This is a genomic window from Flexithrix dorotheae DSM 6795 (assembly GCF_000379765.1).
Lineage (GTDB): Bacteria > Bacteroidota > Bacteroidia > Cytophagales > Flammeovirgaceae > Flexithrix > Flexithrix dorotheae.
Genome location: NZ_KB903454.1, coordinates 245,623 through 263,220, shown reverse-complemented (window position 1 = coordinate 263,220; position 17,598 = coordinate 245,623). Strand labels below are relative to the sequence as shown.

Genomic DNA, 17,598 nt, shown 5'->3' with positions numbered 1-17,598 from the left:
CCTACAATCCATGTTTATTTAATCTTCTGTAAAGTGCAGTTCTGGTCAAGCCTAACTCTTTTGCTGTTTTGGATACATTTCCCAAGTTTCTTTCCAGCGCCTCTCTGATAAACTTTTGTTCCATGTCTTCCAGTGTCATAATTTCCTGTGCTACATTTTTTACAGGTTGAGTCGGCCCCAGAGGAAAATCTCCTGCACTTATTTGATTTCCAGTAGATAAAATCACCGCCCTTTCTACCGCATGCTGCAATTCCCGGACATTTCCCGGCCATTGGTATTTCTTTAATTTGGATATACTTCCCTGATCAATTCTCAGGTTGTTTTTCTTGTATTTTTTACTGTAAATATCCAAAAAGTGCTGGATGAGCAGCGGTATATCTTCTTTTCTTTCTCTTAATGAGGGCAGCCTGATTTCCACTGTATTAATTCTATACAACAAATCCTGTCTGAATTCATCAGTTTCTACCATTTCGTAAAGCGGGAGATTAGTAGCACAAATCAAACGGATATCCACGGAAGTTTTTCGGTTAGCTCCAACTCGTTTAACTTCCCTGTTTTGAATAACAGTAAGCAATTTGGCCTGAAGCGGAAGAGAGAGATTACCAATTTCATCCAAAAATATAGAACCTCCGGAAGCCAGTTCAAAACTTCCCGGTCTGTTTTCTTTGGCATCTGTAAAGGCCCCTTTCACATGACCAAATAACTCAGTTTCGAATAAGGTTTCGCTAATGGCACCTAAATCCACACTGATAAATATATTATTTTTTCTTAGTGATTTTCTGTGTAATGCTCTAGCTACTAGCTCTTTACCTGTTCCGTTTTCGCCTAAAATCAATACATTAGCATCTGTGGCAGCTACCTTATCTATTAAATCAAATACCCGCTGAATAGCCGGGGAATTCCCTACAAACTCCTGGTAAGGACGATTGCCCTCCTCGGTCAATTTCTTTTGGGTATTTTTTAATTGTTCTACTTCTTTTTTCGATCGGCTTAACTTTAAAGATGAATTTATAGTAGCCAGTAATTTTTCATTTTTCCATGGTTTTAACACAAAATCGACTGCGCCATTTTTAATGGCTTTTACCGCCAAATCTACTTCCCCATAGGCAGTGATTAAAATTACTACTGCTCCGGGATTGATCTCCAGTATTTTATTTAGCCAAAATAGTCCTTCTTCACCATCATTATCTCCCTTGCTAAAATTCATGTCCAGAAGGATGAGATCGAAATTATCCTGAGCAAGAAGTTTGGGAATGTTTTCAGGATGTTGGTCCACTTGTACTACGGAAAAATGTTGCTTTAAAAACATTTTTGCAGTGCTTAACACATCCACATCATCATCCACCACCAATATTTTTCCTTCCGTCTTACTCATTTTTAAGCCAAAATTAAAATTAAACCCAAGTGCTAAATATACACAGGTTGTTTGAAATATGTAATCGGCTTGTCAGAAAAAACTGCCTTTTAATTGCTATATCTGATTGATAATGAGATGGTAGTTCTTTGTGTAGATGAGTACTGGTGCAAAATTCAATTGACTCCAAAAATTCAGCTCATTTGGAATTATTTTTATCCGGATTCACTTTAAATTCATGAAATGTCAACAAGAGGACTAAAAATGATGAATAAGTCTTAGTAAGTTTGTACCAGTAACTCTTATTAATTATTGAGGAAAAGTGTAGGTAATCATCCATATGGAATATTTAATTCTGATCATATATTCATCTAGTTTATTATTTATCTTCCTTTTCAGCCTGGGTCAGTTGCACCTGACACTCCAGTACCTGAAAAGCAAGAAAAAAAGCAGGGAATTAAGCCTCGTTGAAGACGGAATACAGGAGGATAAATTACCCGCAGTAACAGTGCAGTTACCCATTTACAATGAAAAATATGTGGTGGAAAGGCTGATCGACACCATAGCCTGTTTCGAATATCCATTGGATAAAATGGAAATTCAGATTTTAGATGATTCTACTGATGAAACGGTTGACCTAATTGCCAAAAAGGTACAGTATTATCAGGAAAAAGGAATTGATATTCAACATATCAGAAGACCGGACAGGGTAGGGTTTAAGGCAGGAGCTTTGGAATATGGATTGGATATCGCCAAAGGAGAGTTTATAGCCATTTTTGATGCTGATTTTCTTCCCAGACCAGACTTTTTGAAACTTACAGTGCCCTATTTTTTGGAAGATGAAAATATAGGAGTGGTCCAAACCCGCTGGGGGCATGTAAATAAAGATTATTCCATTTTAACCAAATTGCAGGCTTTCGGTTTGGATGCGCATTTTACTATAGAACAAGTCGGGAGGAGTGCTGCCGGAAGTTTTATTAATTTTAATGGTACCGGTGGGGTGTGGCGAAAAAAATGTATTTATGATGCGGGAAACTGGCAACCCGATACACTTACCGAAGATTTAGATTTGAGCTATAGGGCACAAATGAAGGGCTGGAGATTTAAATATTTGGAAAAGGTTGAATCTCCTGCCGAATTGCCGGTTTACATGCCTGCCATAAAATCTCAGCAATTTCGGTGGAATAAAGGTGCAGCAGAATCTGCCAAAAAGCATTTGGGTACAGTTTTAAAGTCCGGGATTTCGTTTCCCAGCAAGGTGCATGCGTTTTTTCATTTGTTGAATAGTTCGGTCTTTTTGTTTTTACTTATAGCCGCATTGTTCAGCATTCCTATGCTTTTTGTAAAATATGCTCATCCGGAATTGAACTGGTTGATCAATATTGGAGGGATACTTTTAGTGGGGTTCTTTTCCATTAGTTTTTTCTATTGGGTAGCCACCAAAGAATTTGTGCCCCAAAATACATTTGGCTATTATATTAAAGTTTTTCCCATGTTTCTCATGATTTCTATGGGACTTTCTCTTCACAATTCAATTGCAGTGCTAGAAGGTTTTTTAGGCTTCAAATCCCCTTTTGTTAGAACTCCTAAATTCAATATCCAACAGGTTTCCGATAGCTGGAAAGGAAATATTTACATTAAGCAAAACTTTAGTTGGCTAAATATCCTGGAAGGTCTGCTGGTTTTATATTTTCTGGCTGGAATAGGAATTGGGTTTTATTTTAATGATTTTGGATTAATCATTTTCCACATTATGCTGGCCATTGGCTTTGGGAATGTGTTTTTCTATTCGATGAAAACTACTGGGTGAATTTATCTTTGTAGTTAGCTTAAATATTTACCTAGCGACTACTTAGAACTGAGTTTCTTCTAAAAATTTAATTCATGATCTTTAATACGGTTTTATTAAATGTGCAAAGTCCTAAAAATGTAGGAATGATAATTCGATCTCATGTAGCTTTTAATGGGAATAAAATTGTATTTGTTGGTTATGACAAACCTTGGAATTTTAAGCATGGTTCTCAGGCATTTTCCAGAAAATTGGAATCAAAATGTGATATCTTAAATTTTAAGGAAGAGAGTGAGTTTTTTGAATGGTCCAAGAAAAATGAATTATTAAATCTGGCAATTGAAATTGATGAGAGTGCTACAAACATTACAGAATATGAATTTCAGCACAATTGCAATTTGATATTGGGAAGTGAGGGAAAAGGAATCGAAAAGGAATTCTTGCAAAAATGTGATGATGTATTGTTCATTCCTCAATTTGGCACTGTGGAATGTTTAAATGTTTCCATTTCTGCTTCTATTGCACAGTTTGAATTTTGTAGGCATCAAAATTATCCTGTAAATTCAATAAGTGGATCAACCTTTAAAGTTGAAAATCAAGCATCTTCACCAAATTCTTAATAAGAATATTTTACATCGGAAAAAATGTTGAACCCAATCAGAAGAAATAAAAATATCGGAACGGGAAAACAAGGTGTTGGGAAAAGTAATAAACTTGTTATTCCCGATCCGGATGTCAGACATTTTTGTGAACGATTGGGGAATTATAAAAAAACTAAGAGGGTAATTAATAATCATGAGTTTATCATAATTGAGGAAGAAACGAATAAGAAGTATTCCCATGCTTGTTCACTGGAGGATATTGTTAGACTAATTAATTTAGTCCCTAAAGAAGATTATGGAGAACTTAAATACATAATTTTAAGACAGCCAAAACATAAAGAAAATTTGCTTTCGCCAGTTTGGGGGAAGTTAATGTATTCTTATGAATTTGAAAATGAATTTTTTCCTGCAATTATTTTAGAATCCCAAAATTACACTAAACCATTAAAATGGCCTAAAAAGCTTTCTCCTGATTCCAGATTAGAGGTTGAAAGATTAAAGGAAGATGGTCATTTGTTTGTGGAGGATAAAAGACATTTTACTATAGAATTGAGTTTGCAAAATGTCAGATCTACCCAGTTATTTAGAACTATATTTCATGAATTTGGGCACTATGTACATTATATGAATATAGTAGAAAAACCAGGTTTGGATGAGGAAGAAATTGAGGAATGGGATAAAAGGTATAATTATTACTTTTCATTGCCTTCGAAAGAAAAAGAAACCTTTGCAAATCAATATGCCGAAAATTTGAGGGAAAGTTTAAAAGAATATGGTTTAATACCATTTTAATGTTTTTCCTCCACTGGCTTAAGTATAAGCTTAGCGACTACTTAAGCCCAACTAATATTTGGAAGTTTGTAACTTCCGTACTTTTAATCCAGATACAATCTGGATTTTATTTTTAGGCTAAAGTTGTAAACTTTAGCCAGATATGAGTGGGACAAAAGCAGGTTTACTTCACTCTCCCGGGATTTTCCGATAAAAAGGCTTTCCATGATTTGGATTTTGGGGTGTTGTTTCCCCTTTGGTAAAAATGGCATAAAGCCACTCCAAGGGCATCGGTGGCATCAAGCATGCTGTTTTCCTCAATCTTAAAATTCAGTATGCTCATAATCATGCTGGCTACCTGTTCTTTAGAGGCATTTCCATTTCCCGTTACCGATTGTTTTACTTTCTTGGGGGCATACTCTACAATGGGAATTTCCAGTGAAAGTGCGGCAGCCATCGCTACTCCCTGAGCCCTTCCCAGTTTTAGCATGGACTGTACATTTTTACCATAAAAAGGTGCCTCAAGTGCCATTTCATCCGGGCTGTAATCTTTGATGAGTTGCAATATTCTTTCATAAATCTTTTTGAGCTTCAGGGCATGTGTTTCATACTTACTCAAATGAATTACGCCATATTGCAACAAACTTGGTTTGTTTTTTTTAATTAATATCACCCCATAACCCATCACATTGGTTCCCGGATCGACTCCTAATATTATTTTCTCCTGGATGACTTTTTGGGTAGGCATGATATTTTAAATTTTGGTTGAAGGCAAAGTTAATGATTTAAAGAAAACCTATTGTATTGCTGTAGATGCTTTTATGAATTCCCTAATTTCACCCATCCACTCTACAGGGTATTGTTCATAATAAAGTTTGTGCCCAATACCTTCGAAAGTTCTCAATTTTTTTATCCCGGAAAGATTTCCATAAATAGATTTTGTAGCTTCCAGGGAAACCCTGTCATCTTCCAGTCCATACATTAATAAGGTGGGGACTTCTACCGATTTGGCATAATCGGCCGGGTTGTGGGAAAATCCCCAGAAACCTAATTGTGTTCCTCCCCAGAAAACCAGCATTTGGGAAAATGGGAAGGTAGGAACTTTCATGATTCTAAAACGATTTTTGGTGGTTTCCAATAAGCTGGCAAAGGGGCATTCCAGAATGATACCTGCAGGTTTTAGTTGGTGAATAGCTTCTGCTCTTAAAATGGCGGCAGCACCCATAGAAACACCATATAAATAAATGGGTTGATTGGGAAATAACTGTTCAACGGCTTGAAAACTGGCTAAAACATCCGCTGCTTCATGATAGCCAATAGCAGTAGTATTTCCTTCCGAACCTCCAGATCCGGGAAAATCCACCATTACAGTATTCAGTCCCATATCCATAAAAGCATAAGCTTCCTCCAGTAATTTCGATTTATGTCCGGTATATCCATGGAATAAAATAACCGTTCCGGTAGGCTTATCTGATTCCATTACCCAGGCTTCCAGTTTATTATTACTGGCTATTTCTATTGTTTGGAATGGTCTGACTGGTTGTTCCTTATTTTCCGGTCGGGGATTTTCAATGCCATTTAAAAGAACCATTAGTTTTGTGGAGAATGGTGTTGCTGAAGTGATTTTTGTTTTCGTGCGAACAGTATCAGAAAAATGGGTAAAATGATAGGCGTGTTGGTAAGCGACAAAATTCAGGGAAATAAATAGAACTGTAATGATGATTAAGATTTTCTTTTTCATGAATGACAATGTTACAGATTATGCTGGAAAATTAACAAAAGAATTACAGGTAGATTTCATTTTTGAAAATTTAAAAAAGTAAGTGGTTGAAATTAGATATTAATCCTAAACAGAAACTGGATTTAAGTGTTATTACCATAATCGAAACCACATAATCATTAGCTTAATTTTTAGAGAGAAATTTTAATTTAAAAATAATGTAAGGTCACAAGCAATTTTGTTGGGTATAAAAATCTATAAGTACTATCTTTGCGGAAATTTTTGCACAACGAAGGTGATATTTTATCCACCATTTTTTTTGGATTGAATTGAAATTAAAAACCATAAATTGTTCAAAATCAACGTCCTTGATTTTAATCCATAAGCTGGCTAAAATTCTCTTTCGAAAAAGCATCATTTATGATAACAGAAAATTCAGAAATAAAGGAATTGGCAATTGAAGGAATAAGTTGGAAAGCTAAACAGTATTTTCAATTATTGAAATTCAGGCTTTCGGCCCTTGTGGTGTTTTCGGGAATGTTTGGATATGGTTTAGCTCAGCAGGGAGCATTTGACTGGACCAGGCTTGGTATGTTTCTATTAGGTAGCTTTTTTATCACTGGATCTGCCAATACCATCAACCAGATAATCGAAAAGGATTTGGATAAATTAATGGCCCGTACCAAAGATCGTCCATTACCCACCGGAAGGTTATCCGTTTCTGAAGCCATCATTTATTCAATGGTGCTTGCAGCTTTGGGAAGTGCTTTATTAGTCTGGTTTGTAAGTCCTTTGGTGGCAGGGCTTTCATTATTCTCTTTAATATTATATGCATTTGTATATACGCCATTAAAGCAAATTTCGCCCATTTCTGTTTTTGTAGGGGCTTTTCCAGGGGCTTTCCCTCCGCTTATAGGCTGGGTAGCCTGCACCGGATCATTTTCCACAGAAGCTTTTATTATTTTTAGTATTCAGTTTATCTGGCAATTTCCTCATTTTTGGTCTATTGCCTGGATTGGTTTCGATGATTACGATAAAGCCGGGTTTAAAATGTTGCCTTCTGCAGGAGGTAAAAATTTCAAATCGGCACTTCAGATTTTTTTATACACCCTGTTTTTAATTCCCTTGGGAATTTTACCCGCCCAATACGGAATGACCGGAATGGTATCTGCGATGGTCGCCATTATCAGTGGGGTGTTTTTTATCTTTCTTGCATTCAAGCTTCTAAAATCGGGATCGAAGGAAGCCGCTAAAAAAATCATGTTTGGCTCCTTTTTTTATCTTCCCATTATTCAGATTGCATTTTTGATTGATAAAATTTAAACGAATTAGTTATGAATAGCGGAACTCAAAATATAGAAAACGTGAAAAAACCTATTGCCATGAATGCCAAAAAATTTGGCTTATGGTTGTTTATGGTGAGTGTAGTGATGTTATTTGCAGCCTTAACCAGTGCTTACATAGTAAGACAGGCAGAAGGCAACTGGTATGTTTTTGAATTACCGGAATTATTTACTTACAGCACCATTACCATACTTTTAAGTAGTGTGACCATGCATTGGGCATATATTTCAGCAAAAAAGGATAATTTAGAAGTATTAAAAACAGCTATGAGTATCACTGCCATTTTGGGTGTGGCTTTTTTAGTACTACAATTTTTTGGCTGGGGACAAATGGTTGATCTGGGTGCATTTTTTTCTGATACAGTAAACCCTTCAGGATCATTTGTTTATGTGATTACCGGGTTGCATGGCCTGCACATTGTGTCTGCGGTAATTTTTTTACTGGTAGTTCTGGTAAAGACTTATAAATTTAAGGTACATTCCAAGAATTTAAATACCATGGAAATGTGTGTTTCCTACTGGCATTTTCTGGATGTACTTTGGATATATTTATTTGTTTTTTTACTATTGAACAGATAATTGTATTTTCGCGCTGCGTTAGCAGTTTATGAGTTAGGAGGTTGGACAGAAATGTAAACCTTTTGAATTGCCACAATTATTTGATATTGAGAGATGAAAATCCTCAATATTAAAGATAGGTTGGTACTTAATTAATTAAACATTAGACAAATTATTTAAAAAACAATTACACTTTATGTCATCATCAACAGCGGTAGTTAAGAATCCGAAGGAAAACGTATGGAGTGGCGGAAATGCCCCAATGAAGGCGAGCTATGGTAAATTAATGATGTGGTTTTTCCTACTATCAGATGCATTTTCATTTTCTGCGCTTTTAATTTCCTACTTGATGGTTAGGTTTATGCATCCGCAGTTTACCCAACCTTATTCTGAATTTTATTTTTCAGATCAGCACTGGCCCATACCCGAAAAGGTTTATAATGCCATGCCATTTTTTCATGGTATAGAAATGCCTTTGATCTTTGTGGGTATCATGACGTTTATCCTTATCCTTAGTAGTGTGACAATGGTTTTGGCTGTAGAAGCCGGAAACAGAATGGATCAAAAGGAAGTAGAAAAGTGGATGATCTGGACCATTATTGGTGGAATGACATTTTTAGGTTGCCAGGCTTGGGAATGGTCTCACTTTATCAGTGGAACTGATGTAGCTACTAAGCTAAGTGATGGCACCATGTTCTTTGGAGCCAATTTGCATGCCAATCAATATGGACCACCATTGTTTGCCGATTTCTTCTTCTTCATTACAGGGTTTCACGGTATGCACGTAACCAGTGGAGTAATCCTTAATATTGTGATTTTTTATAATGTGGTAATGGGAGTTTATGAAAGAAGGGGACATTATGAAATGGTGGAAAAAGTTGGTTTATACTGGCACTTTGTAGATTTGGTTTGGGTATTTGTATTTACCTTATTTTACCTGATCTAATCGATAAACTGCTCAAGAAAATTTTTAAAGATTTAGAACATAGATTTTATATAAATTAAATTATGGCTTCACACGATCCATCTCTTTCACAGGAGGAAATTAAAAAGGCAAATATCAGAAAAATAGTAAGAGTTGCTTTAATTCTTGCTGTAGTTACAGCAATCGAATTTGCATTGGCTTTTATCTGGCCTGATGGTTCTGATAGAACTTTATTGAATATCCTGTTCCTTGTACTTACAATTGTTAAAGCATTTTACATTGTATCAGAGTTTATGCACTTAGGACATGAAGTTCCGGTATTGATTTATTCAATTGTGCTTCCATTGGTATTTATTGTATGGTTGGTAATTGCTTTAATGAATGAAGGTTCGGCAATTTTCAACAGTTTCTTTTAAAAGATTAGTCTTTTTAGGATAGAAATAGACTTGGGTGATTAGTTTTGCCCAAGTCTATTTTTTTTAAGTTCTTAAGCTAAACCATTTCAATATATTTTGGTTTATTCAGAGGTGATTTACAGGTGTTTTTCACCTTTATTGATTTATTTTTGTCCCGGTAATTATGCTTAAAAAATATATTGTTCTGGCTTTAATGTTAATCATTCCGGCCTGCCTCTTTTTATTTTTAAAATTTCAAGGGAAAAACCATTTCCAATTGGAAGTGATGGTTCCCGTTTTGAGCGAAAATTGTGAAAATGTTACTGCTGAAGTAGATTCTAATTATCAATTAACTGATTTTTCCTTTGCTTCAAATCAGGATCAATCATTTTCATATAATCAATTTGAGGGTAACATTTCAATTCTTCATATTCTTGAGAACCCGGACCTGAAAAAAGGTTTGACCCAAATGAATGAGTTGGAAAGAGTACAGTCAGTAATTGCAAACAAAGAGGAGATAAGCTTGTTTACAATTTATGGTAATGAGCAAAATGAAGAAAGTCAAATATATACCCAAAAACTGGAATCATTCAATCGGGAAAGTAGTTCTCCATGGGGCTTATATATTTTGACAAAACCAGATGTGGAACAGTTATCCAAGTGTTTGGTGGGAGTGGGTCAGGGCGAAGCCATAGAAGCAAATATTGTATTGGTGGATAAGCAGAAAAGAATCAGGGGTTATTATAATGGAAATGAACGTGAGGAAATAGATCGTCTGATTACCGAACTACAAGTATTGGAATTTGAATATAAGTAATTGAATATATTGTATAAAAAATGGAAATTTCATCAGCTAATTCTCAAGGAAAATATTATTGGTTAATTGGAATATTATCGGTGGCTATCCCGGTGGTAGTCGCCTTATTGTTGTTTAAGCCTTCTGGTATGTTGGTGGTGGATAAACCATGGGTATATTTTCTCCCTCACCTAAATGGAATGATTAATTCTGCCACAGCCGTATTTTTGGTGTTAGGGGTGTATTTTATCAAAAATAGAAATGAAAGTCTGCATAAACTATGTATGAATATTTCCTTTATTCTAGGTTCAATATTCTTAGTATCTTATGTGGTTTATCATGCATCATCGGAACCAACCTCATTTGGTGGGGAAGGGCTTATTAAAACCGTTTATTTTGCCCTGCTTATCAGCCATATTATTCTTGCTGCAGTAGTAGTGCCATTTGTTTTACTTGCATTTTATTTTGCCTGGACTGAAAACTTTAAAAGGCACAGGAAAATCGTGAAGTTCACGTTCCCTATCTGGCTCTATGTTTCGATAACTGGAGTGATTGTTTATCTTATGATTAGCCCCTATTTTCCATACTGATTCATCAAAAATTGACCTTAATTGTTTTCTTTTGTAGAAGTAAAAAGGAGGTAAAAAATGAGTAAATTAATTAAAAAAGTAATCCCGGTTTTCTTAATTATTTATTGTAGTTCTTTTAATTTGTTCGCCCAATGCGCCATGTGTAGAGTAGGAGTAGAGAACAATGTCAGTGCAGGAGAAAATTCCTTTGCTGCAGGTTTGAACACAGGGATTCTATATCTAATGGTAATGCCTTATCTAATCCTCATGTTTGTAGGCTACGCCTGGTACAAAAAAAGCCGACAGGAAAGTGCCAGTAGAGATAAAATATCCAATATTCTGAAAGCTAAATTGGGGAGTTGAAGATTACCACTGTGTTTATTTCAACCCAAGGTTTGGGAAATTTTTGTATTGATTAAATAATACTACATTTTAAATAAAAAAATGAAGTAAAAGTGGCACACATATGCCAGTTTTGCTTCATTTTTTATTCTATTATCTTCTATAATTTGCCTAATTTCAGACTTCCATTGGTATTCTTGCATTGAATTCAAGTCGCAGATTTCCCTTTCTTTGTAATCTTGTGCCACTTGGATAAGCTGGATAAAACAATCTTCCCCTTCTCCCAAAAATTACTGAAAACCACCAAATAAAAATCTGTATCAAAAAGCCGGGCATCTCTTTTGGCTTGTCGGAGGAAAAATAGCCCAAAACCTAATAAGATTACATTCCCCAGCCAGCATCCTGTTTCAGGACTCAGAATCATTTCTTTGGCATATTTTTCTCCAATAATGGTAGAAATATAAAAGATGACAAAAAAGATAATGGAAATGAGTACAGGCAGTCCCAATCCTCCTTTTTTGATGATAGCTCCTAAGGGGGCTCCAATCAGAAACATCACAAAAACAGCCACTGATTTGGTGAATTTTTTATAAATATCAATTTTATAGTTGTTGAGGAGCTGGACCTGTTTTTTATCAATTTCTACAAACTCATTTAATTTGTTTAACCTGACTTGGGAATTAATTTTTGCTTTTCCGAGCTGTTGGAAAGCAATCTGCTTATGGCTGTCTTCCCTCTTTTCTTTTGATACGAAAATAGGAAGAATTGAATCTTTTAAGTTGGCGCTATAAGATTGATTGGCCATGCTTATAGAATCTTTTTCAGCAATAAGTTTGCGAGTTGTTTTTGTGTTGTTGTTATATTTAAAAAGTTCTTCTTGTGTTTCTTTAAATCCGTAGGAATCCAGACTAAACCTAAAGTTGGCAGTTTCAAAATTCTGGCAGAAATATTCGGAAGTGTTTAGTTGTTGATCAGGTTTTTCTGCATAAATATTTCCGCTTTCCAGTATCAGTTCAAGGAAATTACCTGTTATTTTCATGGTGCCATGTTTGGCCATAATCAATTGAGAATTGCCCTTTTTTTGGGTATGATCATAGATCATGATTCCTTCCAGAACTTCATTACCAGGCCCGGATTTATTTTCTACTTTAATTCGGTACCTGGGTAAATCGTAATAAAAAGTATTGGGTTTAAATTCCAGTGTTGGCTTTTTATGCCTCACATCGTACAAGAGATTATAGGTTTTTAAATTGGCCCAGGGTGCAATTTGATCATTGAAAAAAAAGGCCGCCACAGTGATTGAAATGATGATAAGAGATATGGGCATCAGAATTCTTGGAAGTGAAATTCCTGCACTTTTTATAGCGTTTAATTCTCCATGTTCTCCTAAACCTCCAAAGGCCATAAGAGAAGCTAAAAGAACGGATAAGGGTAAAGTTAGGGGAGTCAGTACCAAAGAGAAATAAAAGAACAATTCCAGGTAAATTTCAAAACCCAGTCCTTTTCCCATGAGGTGTTTAAAATTGAGGATCATGGAATGGGAAAGGAAAATAAACAATAATACCGCAAAGGTAAGGACGAAAGGACCTGCGAATTTTTTCAATAGAAATTTGTCTAACGTTTTAAACATATGCCACCTAATCCAGAATTAATATTTTCCACAAGGTAACTGCAAATGTTCAGGCCAAAGTAGTATTTAACAGACTTTAGTAAGAAGAAGTTAAAAACAGAGAAGTAGTGTTAAATGGATATAAAATTTGTTATCTCATAAAAGTATAGAATATTCCTTTCTTATAAATAAAAAATGGTTCTCCAATTCTAAAAATAAGAGAACCATTTTTGGAAAGTTTTAGCGGCTAAAATTGTACTAATTTACAAGACTTGCATCCGATTCTTTTTGAGGGATTTTCACCTCTCCAGATCCCTTATTCTCATCTTTTTTGGAGATCATAGACTTAATCTTATCGGAAAGGTTTGTATAAACCACATAGTAGAAATCTGTATCGAAAAGTCTGGCATCACGTCTGGCTTGCCTGAGGAAAAACAAACCAAAACAAAGGAGAATAGTGTTAGCCGCCCAGCAACCAACTAGTGGGCTCAGAAGCATTTCCTTTGCGTATTTCTCTCCCATAATGGTAGAAATATAAAAGATCACGAAAAAGACAATCGATATCAAAACGGGAACGCCCAGGCCTCCCTTTTTAATAATGGCGCCTAATGGAGCACCAATCAGGAACATGGCAAAAACTGCAAAAGATTTAGTGAAATTTCTGTAAATATCAATCTGATATCCATTCATAATTTTCTTTTGCCTTTCATCTTTTTCCGAATTGGTATTGAAAACATTTAAAATACTTTGTGCTTTTGATTTTGCACTTACTACCAGTTGTGCTGTAGTTTTCTTGTTTAAATACTTTTCTTTATCAGCCTGAGAAATGACAATTGGTGGTGTTTCTTTTGCCTTTTTGATATTTGGCTTATTCTTCGAAGAATCGGCTACAGCTATATAATTGGCCTTTACTGCAGGGATTTTTTTATTTTCAAGTTTTTTGGGTTTAAGGAGTTTTTTGTCGTTGGGTTTTTTGACATCCTTATCCTTGGGTTTATTTAGCTTCGGTGTAGCATTGGGCTTGTCTTTAATCACATTTCCCTCTTCATCTTTCTCCAGATCTTCTTCTTTGGGTTGGATTCTATGAATATTTTTGCCGTCTTCGTCTTTCTCCCAATAAGAATAATAGGAGAAAATGGCGGTTTGGAAATTATTCATATACTTCCAATACATGTCATTGACAGAATCCCGCTCCGAAAGTAGCTGTGAGGTAGTTTTCATCAGGTTATGGCCTTTAAAGAAATCTTCTTTTGTTTCCTTAAAACCATAGGAATCCATACTAAACCTGAACCGTGCTGTTTTAAAGGTTTGCCGGAAATATTCATCGGTCTTTATTTTCCTTTTCTTAGCCGATTCCTCTGAATAGATATTGCCATTTTCCAAATCGAGTTCCAGAAAATTACCCACCATTTTCATGGTCCCTCTTTCCGCCATAATTACCTGAATATTCCCTTTTCTATCGGTATGATTGTAAATCATAATCCCTTCAAGCAATTCGTCATTGGGAGGTAGTTTTCTGTCAATTTTTATCCTGTAACCTGGAAGATCGTAATAGAAAATTTTGGGTTTAAACTCAAGGGTTGGTTTTTTCTGTTTAACATCATAAAGCAGACTATAGGCTTTTAAATTGGCATAGGGAGCTACCTGATCATTAAAGTAAAAAGCTGCAATAGTTACAAAAACAATATAAATGGAAACCGGTCTTAAAATCCTTGGAAGAGAAATTCCTGCACTTTTAATGGCGGTTAGCTCGGAATGTTCGCCCAAACTTCCAAAAGTCATTAGTGAAGCTAAAAGTACCGCTAACGGCAGGGCAACCGGTGTAAGCACCAGTGCAAAATAGAAAAACAGTTCGGCATAAACCTCAAATCCCAGACCTTTTCCCACAAAATGCTTAAAGTTTTTAATCATTGTTTGGGAAAGGAAAATAAAGAGCACTACGGCAAAGGTCAGGAAAAAAGGACCATAAAATACCTTGAAAATAAGTTTATCTAATTTCTTTAGCATTAGCTACAAATTCCTTCTTAATTTAAAAAGTAATTGCCTGAGCAAAAGTAAATATTACCCAAATTTGCTGCAATTCACTGAAAATGAGTATGCTCACTCATTTAAAAAATCGCCAGGAACATTTCCCGGACATTACTTCAAAATAAACGGAGGCAAAAATACTTTAAAAGTTTTTAACAAACTTTAATACGCAAGAGTTTAATTTATCTTATTTTCCTCCAAAACTAATTGAAATAGTTTTTCGCTGGTAAAAAGTGAAATTTTCCTTCTTAAATTCCCGCCAGATGATCTATGATTTTAAAAGTTAAAGCAGCAGCCAGTTTTGCGGTTTTGTTATCAATATCAAAATCCGGGTTTAATTCAGCTAAATCCAACAGGTTTAATTTCCCTGATTGAATAATTACTTCAAGGCAATTCAGAACCATTTCCGGAGCAAATCCTAAAGGTGAGGGGGCACTTACCCCTGGGGCAATACTGTTCTGAAAACCATCCAGATCAATTGTTACATATAAAATATCACATTTTTGAATGAATTTTTCGATTACCTGCTTTACCGTTTGGAAATTATTGATATGGAAATCATCAGCTAAAATATAGTCAACCTCAAGTTGTTTTGCAGTTTCAAAAAGTCTTTGGGTATTTCCCATTTTTTGAATTCCAAGGCACAAATAATTAAAAGGAACACTTTCCTTTTTACATAAATTCCCAATTTGTGTAAAGGGGGTGCCAGAACTTGTGGTTTGGGAAAAATCTCTTAAATCGAAATGTGCATCGAAATTAATGATTCCTATTTTGGGTAGTGCTATATTTTGAGGGTACTTTAAAAAAGAATACAGGCCTTTAAAGCTTCCCCAGGCCATTTCATGTCCTCCCCCCAATACGATAGGGAAATAATTGGAAGTTAAAGCTTTTTTGAGTGTATTGGCCAGTAATTGCTGGGCAATTTCCATTTCATTCTGGTCACACATGATATTTCCCCCTTCATGGATGGAAATTTTATCAGGCCAATGGAAGGGTAAAGACATTAATTGCTTGCGGATTGCCTCAGGACCATTTCTTGCTCCTGGTCTTCCATTATTCCTTTTAACTCCTTCGTCACAGCAAAACCCTAAAAATAGAATATCCTTTTCGGAATTATTCGAATTGTCTGATTGTAAGACTTCAGGGGAAAGGTCTTTATATTGAATGACCTGATGCCATCTGTATGTGAGGACATCCTCAGGATGATCAATTCTGCCTATCCAGTTTACTTGTTTTGCATATAAGTACATTTCATTTCCTATATTTTGAGCGTTTGAAATAAATACAATGGGCTCAATTTAGGAAAAATTTAAATCTATAGGTAAAGTTGAAAAAATAAAGAAGTATTGGGTAAAAAGAACAAGTAAGAAAAGGGGAAATTGATTTTGATCCCTATTACAAGAATGTTTCCATTCCTTAAAAGGCATCCTGTTTGATACAAATTGCATTCCTACCAATAGAACTCATTTTAGGCTAATTATCCTCTCCATATATTATTCTCAAAGGGATTTTGGGAGAGTCTGAAATTAGTTGTTAAAATTAAATAGCTGAATTACCTTTGCAGTCTCATGGAAAAAAATGTTTTAAGATTAATTGTTGTTGGGCTAATAGGGTTAGCCTCATGTAGTCCCTTAACCAGGGTGCTGAAAAATCCTGATATCAATGAAAAATATCAGGCCGCTTTAAAATTCTACGAGAATGAAGATTATTACCGGGCCGGTTTGGTATTTGAAGATTTACTCCCCAATATGGCGGGTAAGGCAGAGGCCGAAAATGTGCAGTTTTATTATTCTTATTGCCAGTTTCACCAAAATCAGTTTGATTTAGCAGCTTACTATTTTAAGCAATTCTATGATACCTATAGGCGAAGTGACTTTGCGGAAGAAGCGCTTTATATGCATGCCTATTCCAATTATAAAGCTACTCCTGATTATAACCTGGATCAGTCCAATACTACTAAAGCCATTGAGACTATGCAGGATTTTATGAACAGATTCCCCGAAAGTAGTTATTCGGATAAAGCAGCAAGTATTATCAATGAACTCAGAGGTTTATTGGAGAAGAAGGCTTATAGTATTGCGAAGCAATACCATCGATTAAGGAGATATCAGGCTGCAGTAATTGCCTGTGATAATTTTCAAAAGGATTTTCCTGATTCTGAGCTTAAGGAAGAGATTTCTTTCCGTAAAATGGAAGCCCAGTATGAGTATGCCAAAGCAAGTATTTACACCATGAAAGTGGAGCGATATGAAGAAGCTATGGAATATTATTATTATCTGGTAGATCGCTATCCCAATTCTGAATATATTAAAATGGCCGAAAGCTATTTCAAGAATACCCAGAGAGAATTACGAGATTTGAACCCTTAAGGGAAATAATTGTTATTAATCAGAGGTTACTTTTAGATAAAATCTTTATCTTAGCAGATCAATTTAAAAATTTAAATAAGAAGAATGGCAAACGCATCATTAATTACCAGGGATGTACCGGCAATGACCCAGGAAACCGGTAATACCTATGAGTCAGTTGTAATTATTGGAAAAAGAGCAAGACAGATTTCCACAAAGCTAAAAGAAGAATTAAACAGCAAATTAGCAGAATTCGCTACTACTGTTGATAATCTTGAGGAGGTTTTTGAAAATCGGGAGCAAATTGAAATTTCTAAGTTTTATGAAAGAATGCCTAAAGCTACCACAATTGCCACTGAAGAGTTTATAGAACAAAAGGTTTACTTTAAAAGAGGAAATCACCAGCAAGAAGAGGATGAGCCTCAGTTGGATCTAGGCGAGTTTTAATT

General features: G+C 35.4%; 18 protein-coding genes. 12 read left to right on the top strand and 6 right to left on the bottom strand.

The genetic code is table 11. The features are described from left to right. Nucleotide 1 precedes the first annotated feature (1 nt). Nucleotides 2-1,375, bottom strand: coding sequence for a sigma-54-dependent transcriptional regulator (locus tag A3EM_RS0123245; RefSeq protein ID WP_020530658.1), 1,374 nt, complete (start codon nucleotides 1,373-1,375; stop codon nucleotides 2-4). A gap of 319 nt (nucleotides 1,376-1,694) precedes the next feature. Here A3EM_RS0123245 and A3EM_RS0123240 point away from each other — a divergent pair, with 319 nt between their 5' ends. From A3EM_RS0123240 to A3EM_RS0123230, 3 genes are all read left to right on the top strand, one after another. Continuing rightward, nucleotides 1,695-3,164 (top strand): cellulose synthase family protein, encoded by a 1,470-nt coding sequence (locus tag A3EM_RS0123240; protein ID WP_020530657.1) that lies wholly within the window; start codon nucleotides 1,695-1,697, stop codon nucleotides 3,162-3,164. 74 nt (nucleotides 3,165-3,238) lie between these two features. Continuing rightward, a complete protein-coding gene (locus A3EM_RS0123235; protein ID WP_020530656.1) occupies nucleotides 3,239-3,763 on the top strand; it encodes a TrmH family RNA methyltransferase in 525 nt (174 codons plus the stop codon). A 24-nt stretch (nucleotides 3,764-3,787) separates the two neighbouring features. Beyond that, nucleotides 3,788-4,537: a hypothetical protein gene (locus A3EM_RS0123230; protein WP_020530655.1), complete on the top strand. Its 750-nt coding sequence runs from the start codon at nucleotides 3,788-3,790 to the stop codon at nucleotides 4,535-4,537. Nucleotides 4,538-4,700: 163 nt separating this feature from the next. Here the strand turns inward: A3EM_RS0123230 and ruvC are convergent, their stop codons facing one another. After that, nucleotides 4,701-5,264 carry a crossover junction endodeoxyribonuclease RuvC gene (ruvC, locus tag A3EM_RS0123225; RefSeq protein WP_020530654.1) on the bottom strand — a complete coding sequence of 188 codons (564 nt, stop codon included), beginning with the start codon at nucleotides 5,262-5,264 and terminating at the stop codon, nucleotides 4,701-4,703. Nucleotides 5,265-5,312: 48 nt separating this feature from the next. Then, nucleotides 5,313-6,257 (bottom strand): alpha/beta hydrolase, encoded by a 945-nt coding sequence (locus A3EM_RS0123220; RefSeq protein WP_020530653.1) that lies wholly within the window; start codon nucleotides 6,255-6,257, stop codon nucleotides 5,313-5,315. A gap of 399 nt (nucleotides 6,258-6,656) precedes the next feature. On the opposite strand from A3EM_RS0123220, the gene cyoE reads away from it, so the two are divergent. The 7 genes from cyoE (at nucleotide 6,657) to A3EM_RS43430 (ending at nucleotide 11,185) form a co-directional block, all read left to right on the top strand. After that, the gene (cyoE, locus tag A3EM_RS0123205; protein ID WP_020530651.1) at nucleotides 6,657-7,559 is read left to right on the top strand and encodes a heme o synthase; all 903 of its coding nucleotides are present in this window, start codon (nucleotides 6,657-6,659) and stop codon (nucleotides 7,557-7,559) included. Between the two features lie 11 nt (nucleotides 7,560-7,570). Beyond that, nucleotides 7,571-8,158, top strand: a complete 588-nt coding sequence (locus A3EM_RS0123200; protein WP_020530650.1) for a cytochrome c oxidase subunit 3 — start codon at nucleotides 7,571-7,573, stop codon at nucleotides 8,156-8,158. Between the two features lie 175 nt (nucleotides 8,159-8,333). Beyond that, on the top strand, nucleotides 8,334-9,083 hold the full coding sequence (locus A3EM_RS0123195) for a cytochrome c oxidase subunit 3 (protein WP_020530649.1): 750 nt from the start codon (nucleotides 8,334-8,336) through the stop codon (nucleotides 9,081-9,083). A gap of 62 nt (nucleotides 9,084-9,145) precedes the next feature. Then, nucleotides 9,146-9,478 carry a cytochrome C oxidase subunit IV family protein gene (locus tag A3EM_RS0123190; protein ID WP_020530648.1) on the top strand — a complete coding sequence of 111 codons (333 nt, stop codon included), beginning with the start codon at nucleotides 9,146-9,148 and terminating at the stop codon, nucleotides 9,476-9,478. Between the two features lie 163 nt (nucleotides 9,479-9,641). Beyond that, nucleotides 9,642-10,274, top strand: a complete 633-nt coding sequence (locus A3EM_RS0123185) for a hypothetical protein (protein ID WP_020530647.1) — start codon at nucleotides 9,642-9,644, stop codon at nucleotides 10,272-10,274. Nucleotides 10,275-10,294: 20 nt separating this feature from the next. After that, the gene (locus tag A3EM_RS0123180) at nucleotides 10,295-10,843 is read left to right on the top strand and encodes a DUF420 domain-containing protein (RefSeq protein ID WP_020530646.1); all 549 of its coding nucleotides are present in this window, start codon (nucleotides 10,295-10,297) and stop codon (nucleotides 10,841-10,843) included. Between the two features lie 57 nt (nucleotides 10,844-10,900). Further along, nucleotides 10,901-11,185: a hypothetical protein gene (locus A3EM_RS43430; protein ID WP_044239487.1), complete on the top strand. Its 285-nt coding sequence runs from the start codon at nucleotides 10,901-10,903 to the stop codon at nucleotides 11,183-11,185. 187 nt (nucleotides 11,186-11,372) lie between these two features. On the opposite strand, the gene A3EM_RS43425 is transcribed toward A3EM_RS43430, so the two are convergent. The 3 genes from A3EM_RS43425 to hutG form a co-directional block, all read right to left on the bottom strand. Continuing rightward, on the bottom strand, nucleotides 11,373-12,767 hold the full coding sequence (locus A3EM_RS43425) for an LptF/LptG family permease (RefSeq protein WP_245576540.1): 1,395 nt from the start codon (nucleotides 12,765-12,767) through the stop codon (nucleotides 11,373-11,375). Between the two features lie 264 nt (nucleotides 12,768-13,031). Beyond that, nucleotides 13,032-14,780, bottom strand: coding sequence for an LptF/LptG family permease (locus tag A3EM_RS43420; protein WP_020530643.1), 1,749 nt, complete (start codon nucleotides 14,778-14,780; stop codon nucleotides 13,032-13,034). 269 nt (nucleotides 14,781-15,049) lie between these two features. Continuing rightward, nucleotides 15,050-16,051 carry a formimidoylglutamase gene (hutG, locus tag A3EM_RS0123160; RefSeq protein ID WP_020530642.1) on the bottom strand — a complete coding sequence of 334 codons (1,002 nt, stop codon included), beginning with the start codon at nucleotides 16,049-16,051 and terminating at the stop codon, nucleotides 15,050-15,052. Between the two features lie 318 nt (nucleotides 16,052-16,369). Here hutG and A3EM_RS0123155 point away from each other — a divergent pair, with 318 nt between their 5' ends. Together A3EM_RS0123155 and A3EM_RS0123150 are read left to right on the top strand one after the other, a co-directional pair. After that, nucleotides 16,370-17,170, top strand: a complete 801-nt coding sequence (locus A3EM_RS0123155) for an outer membrane protein assembly factor BamD (RefSeq protein ID WP_020530641.1) — start codon at nucleotides 16,370-16,372, stop codon at nucleotides 17,168-17,170. A gap of 84 nt (nucleotides 17,171-17,254) precedes the next feature. Next, entirely contained in the window at nucleotides 17,255-17,596 is a 342-nt protein-coding gene (locus tag A3EM_RS0123150; RefSeq protein ID WP_020530640.1) for a DNA-directed RNA polymerase subunit omega, read from the top strand. Nucleotides 17,597-17,598 lie beyond the last annotated feature (2 nt).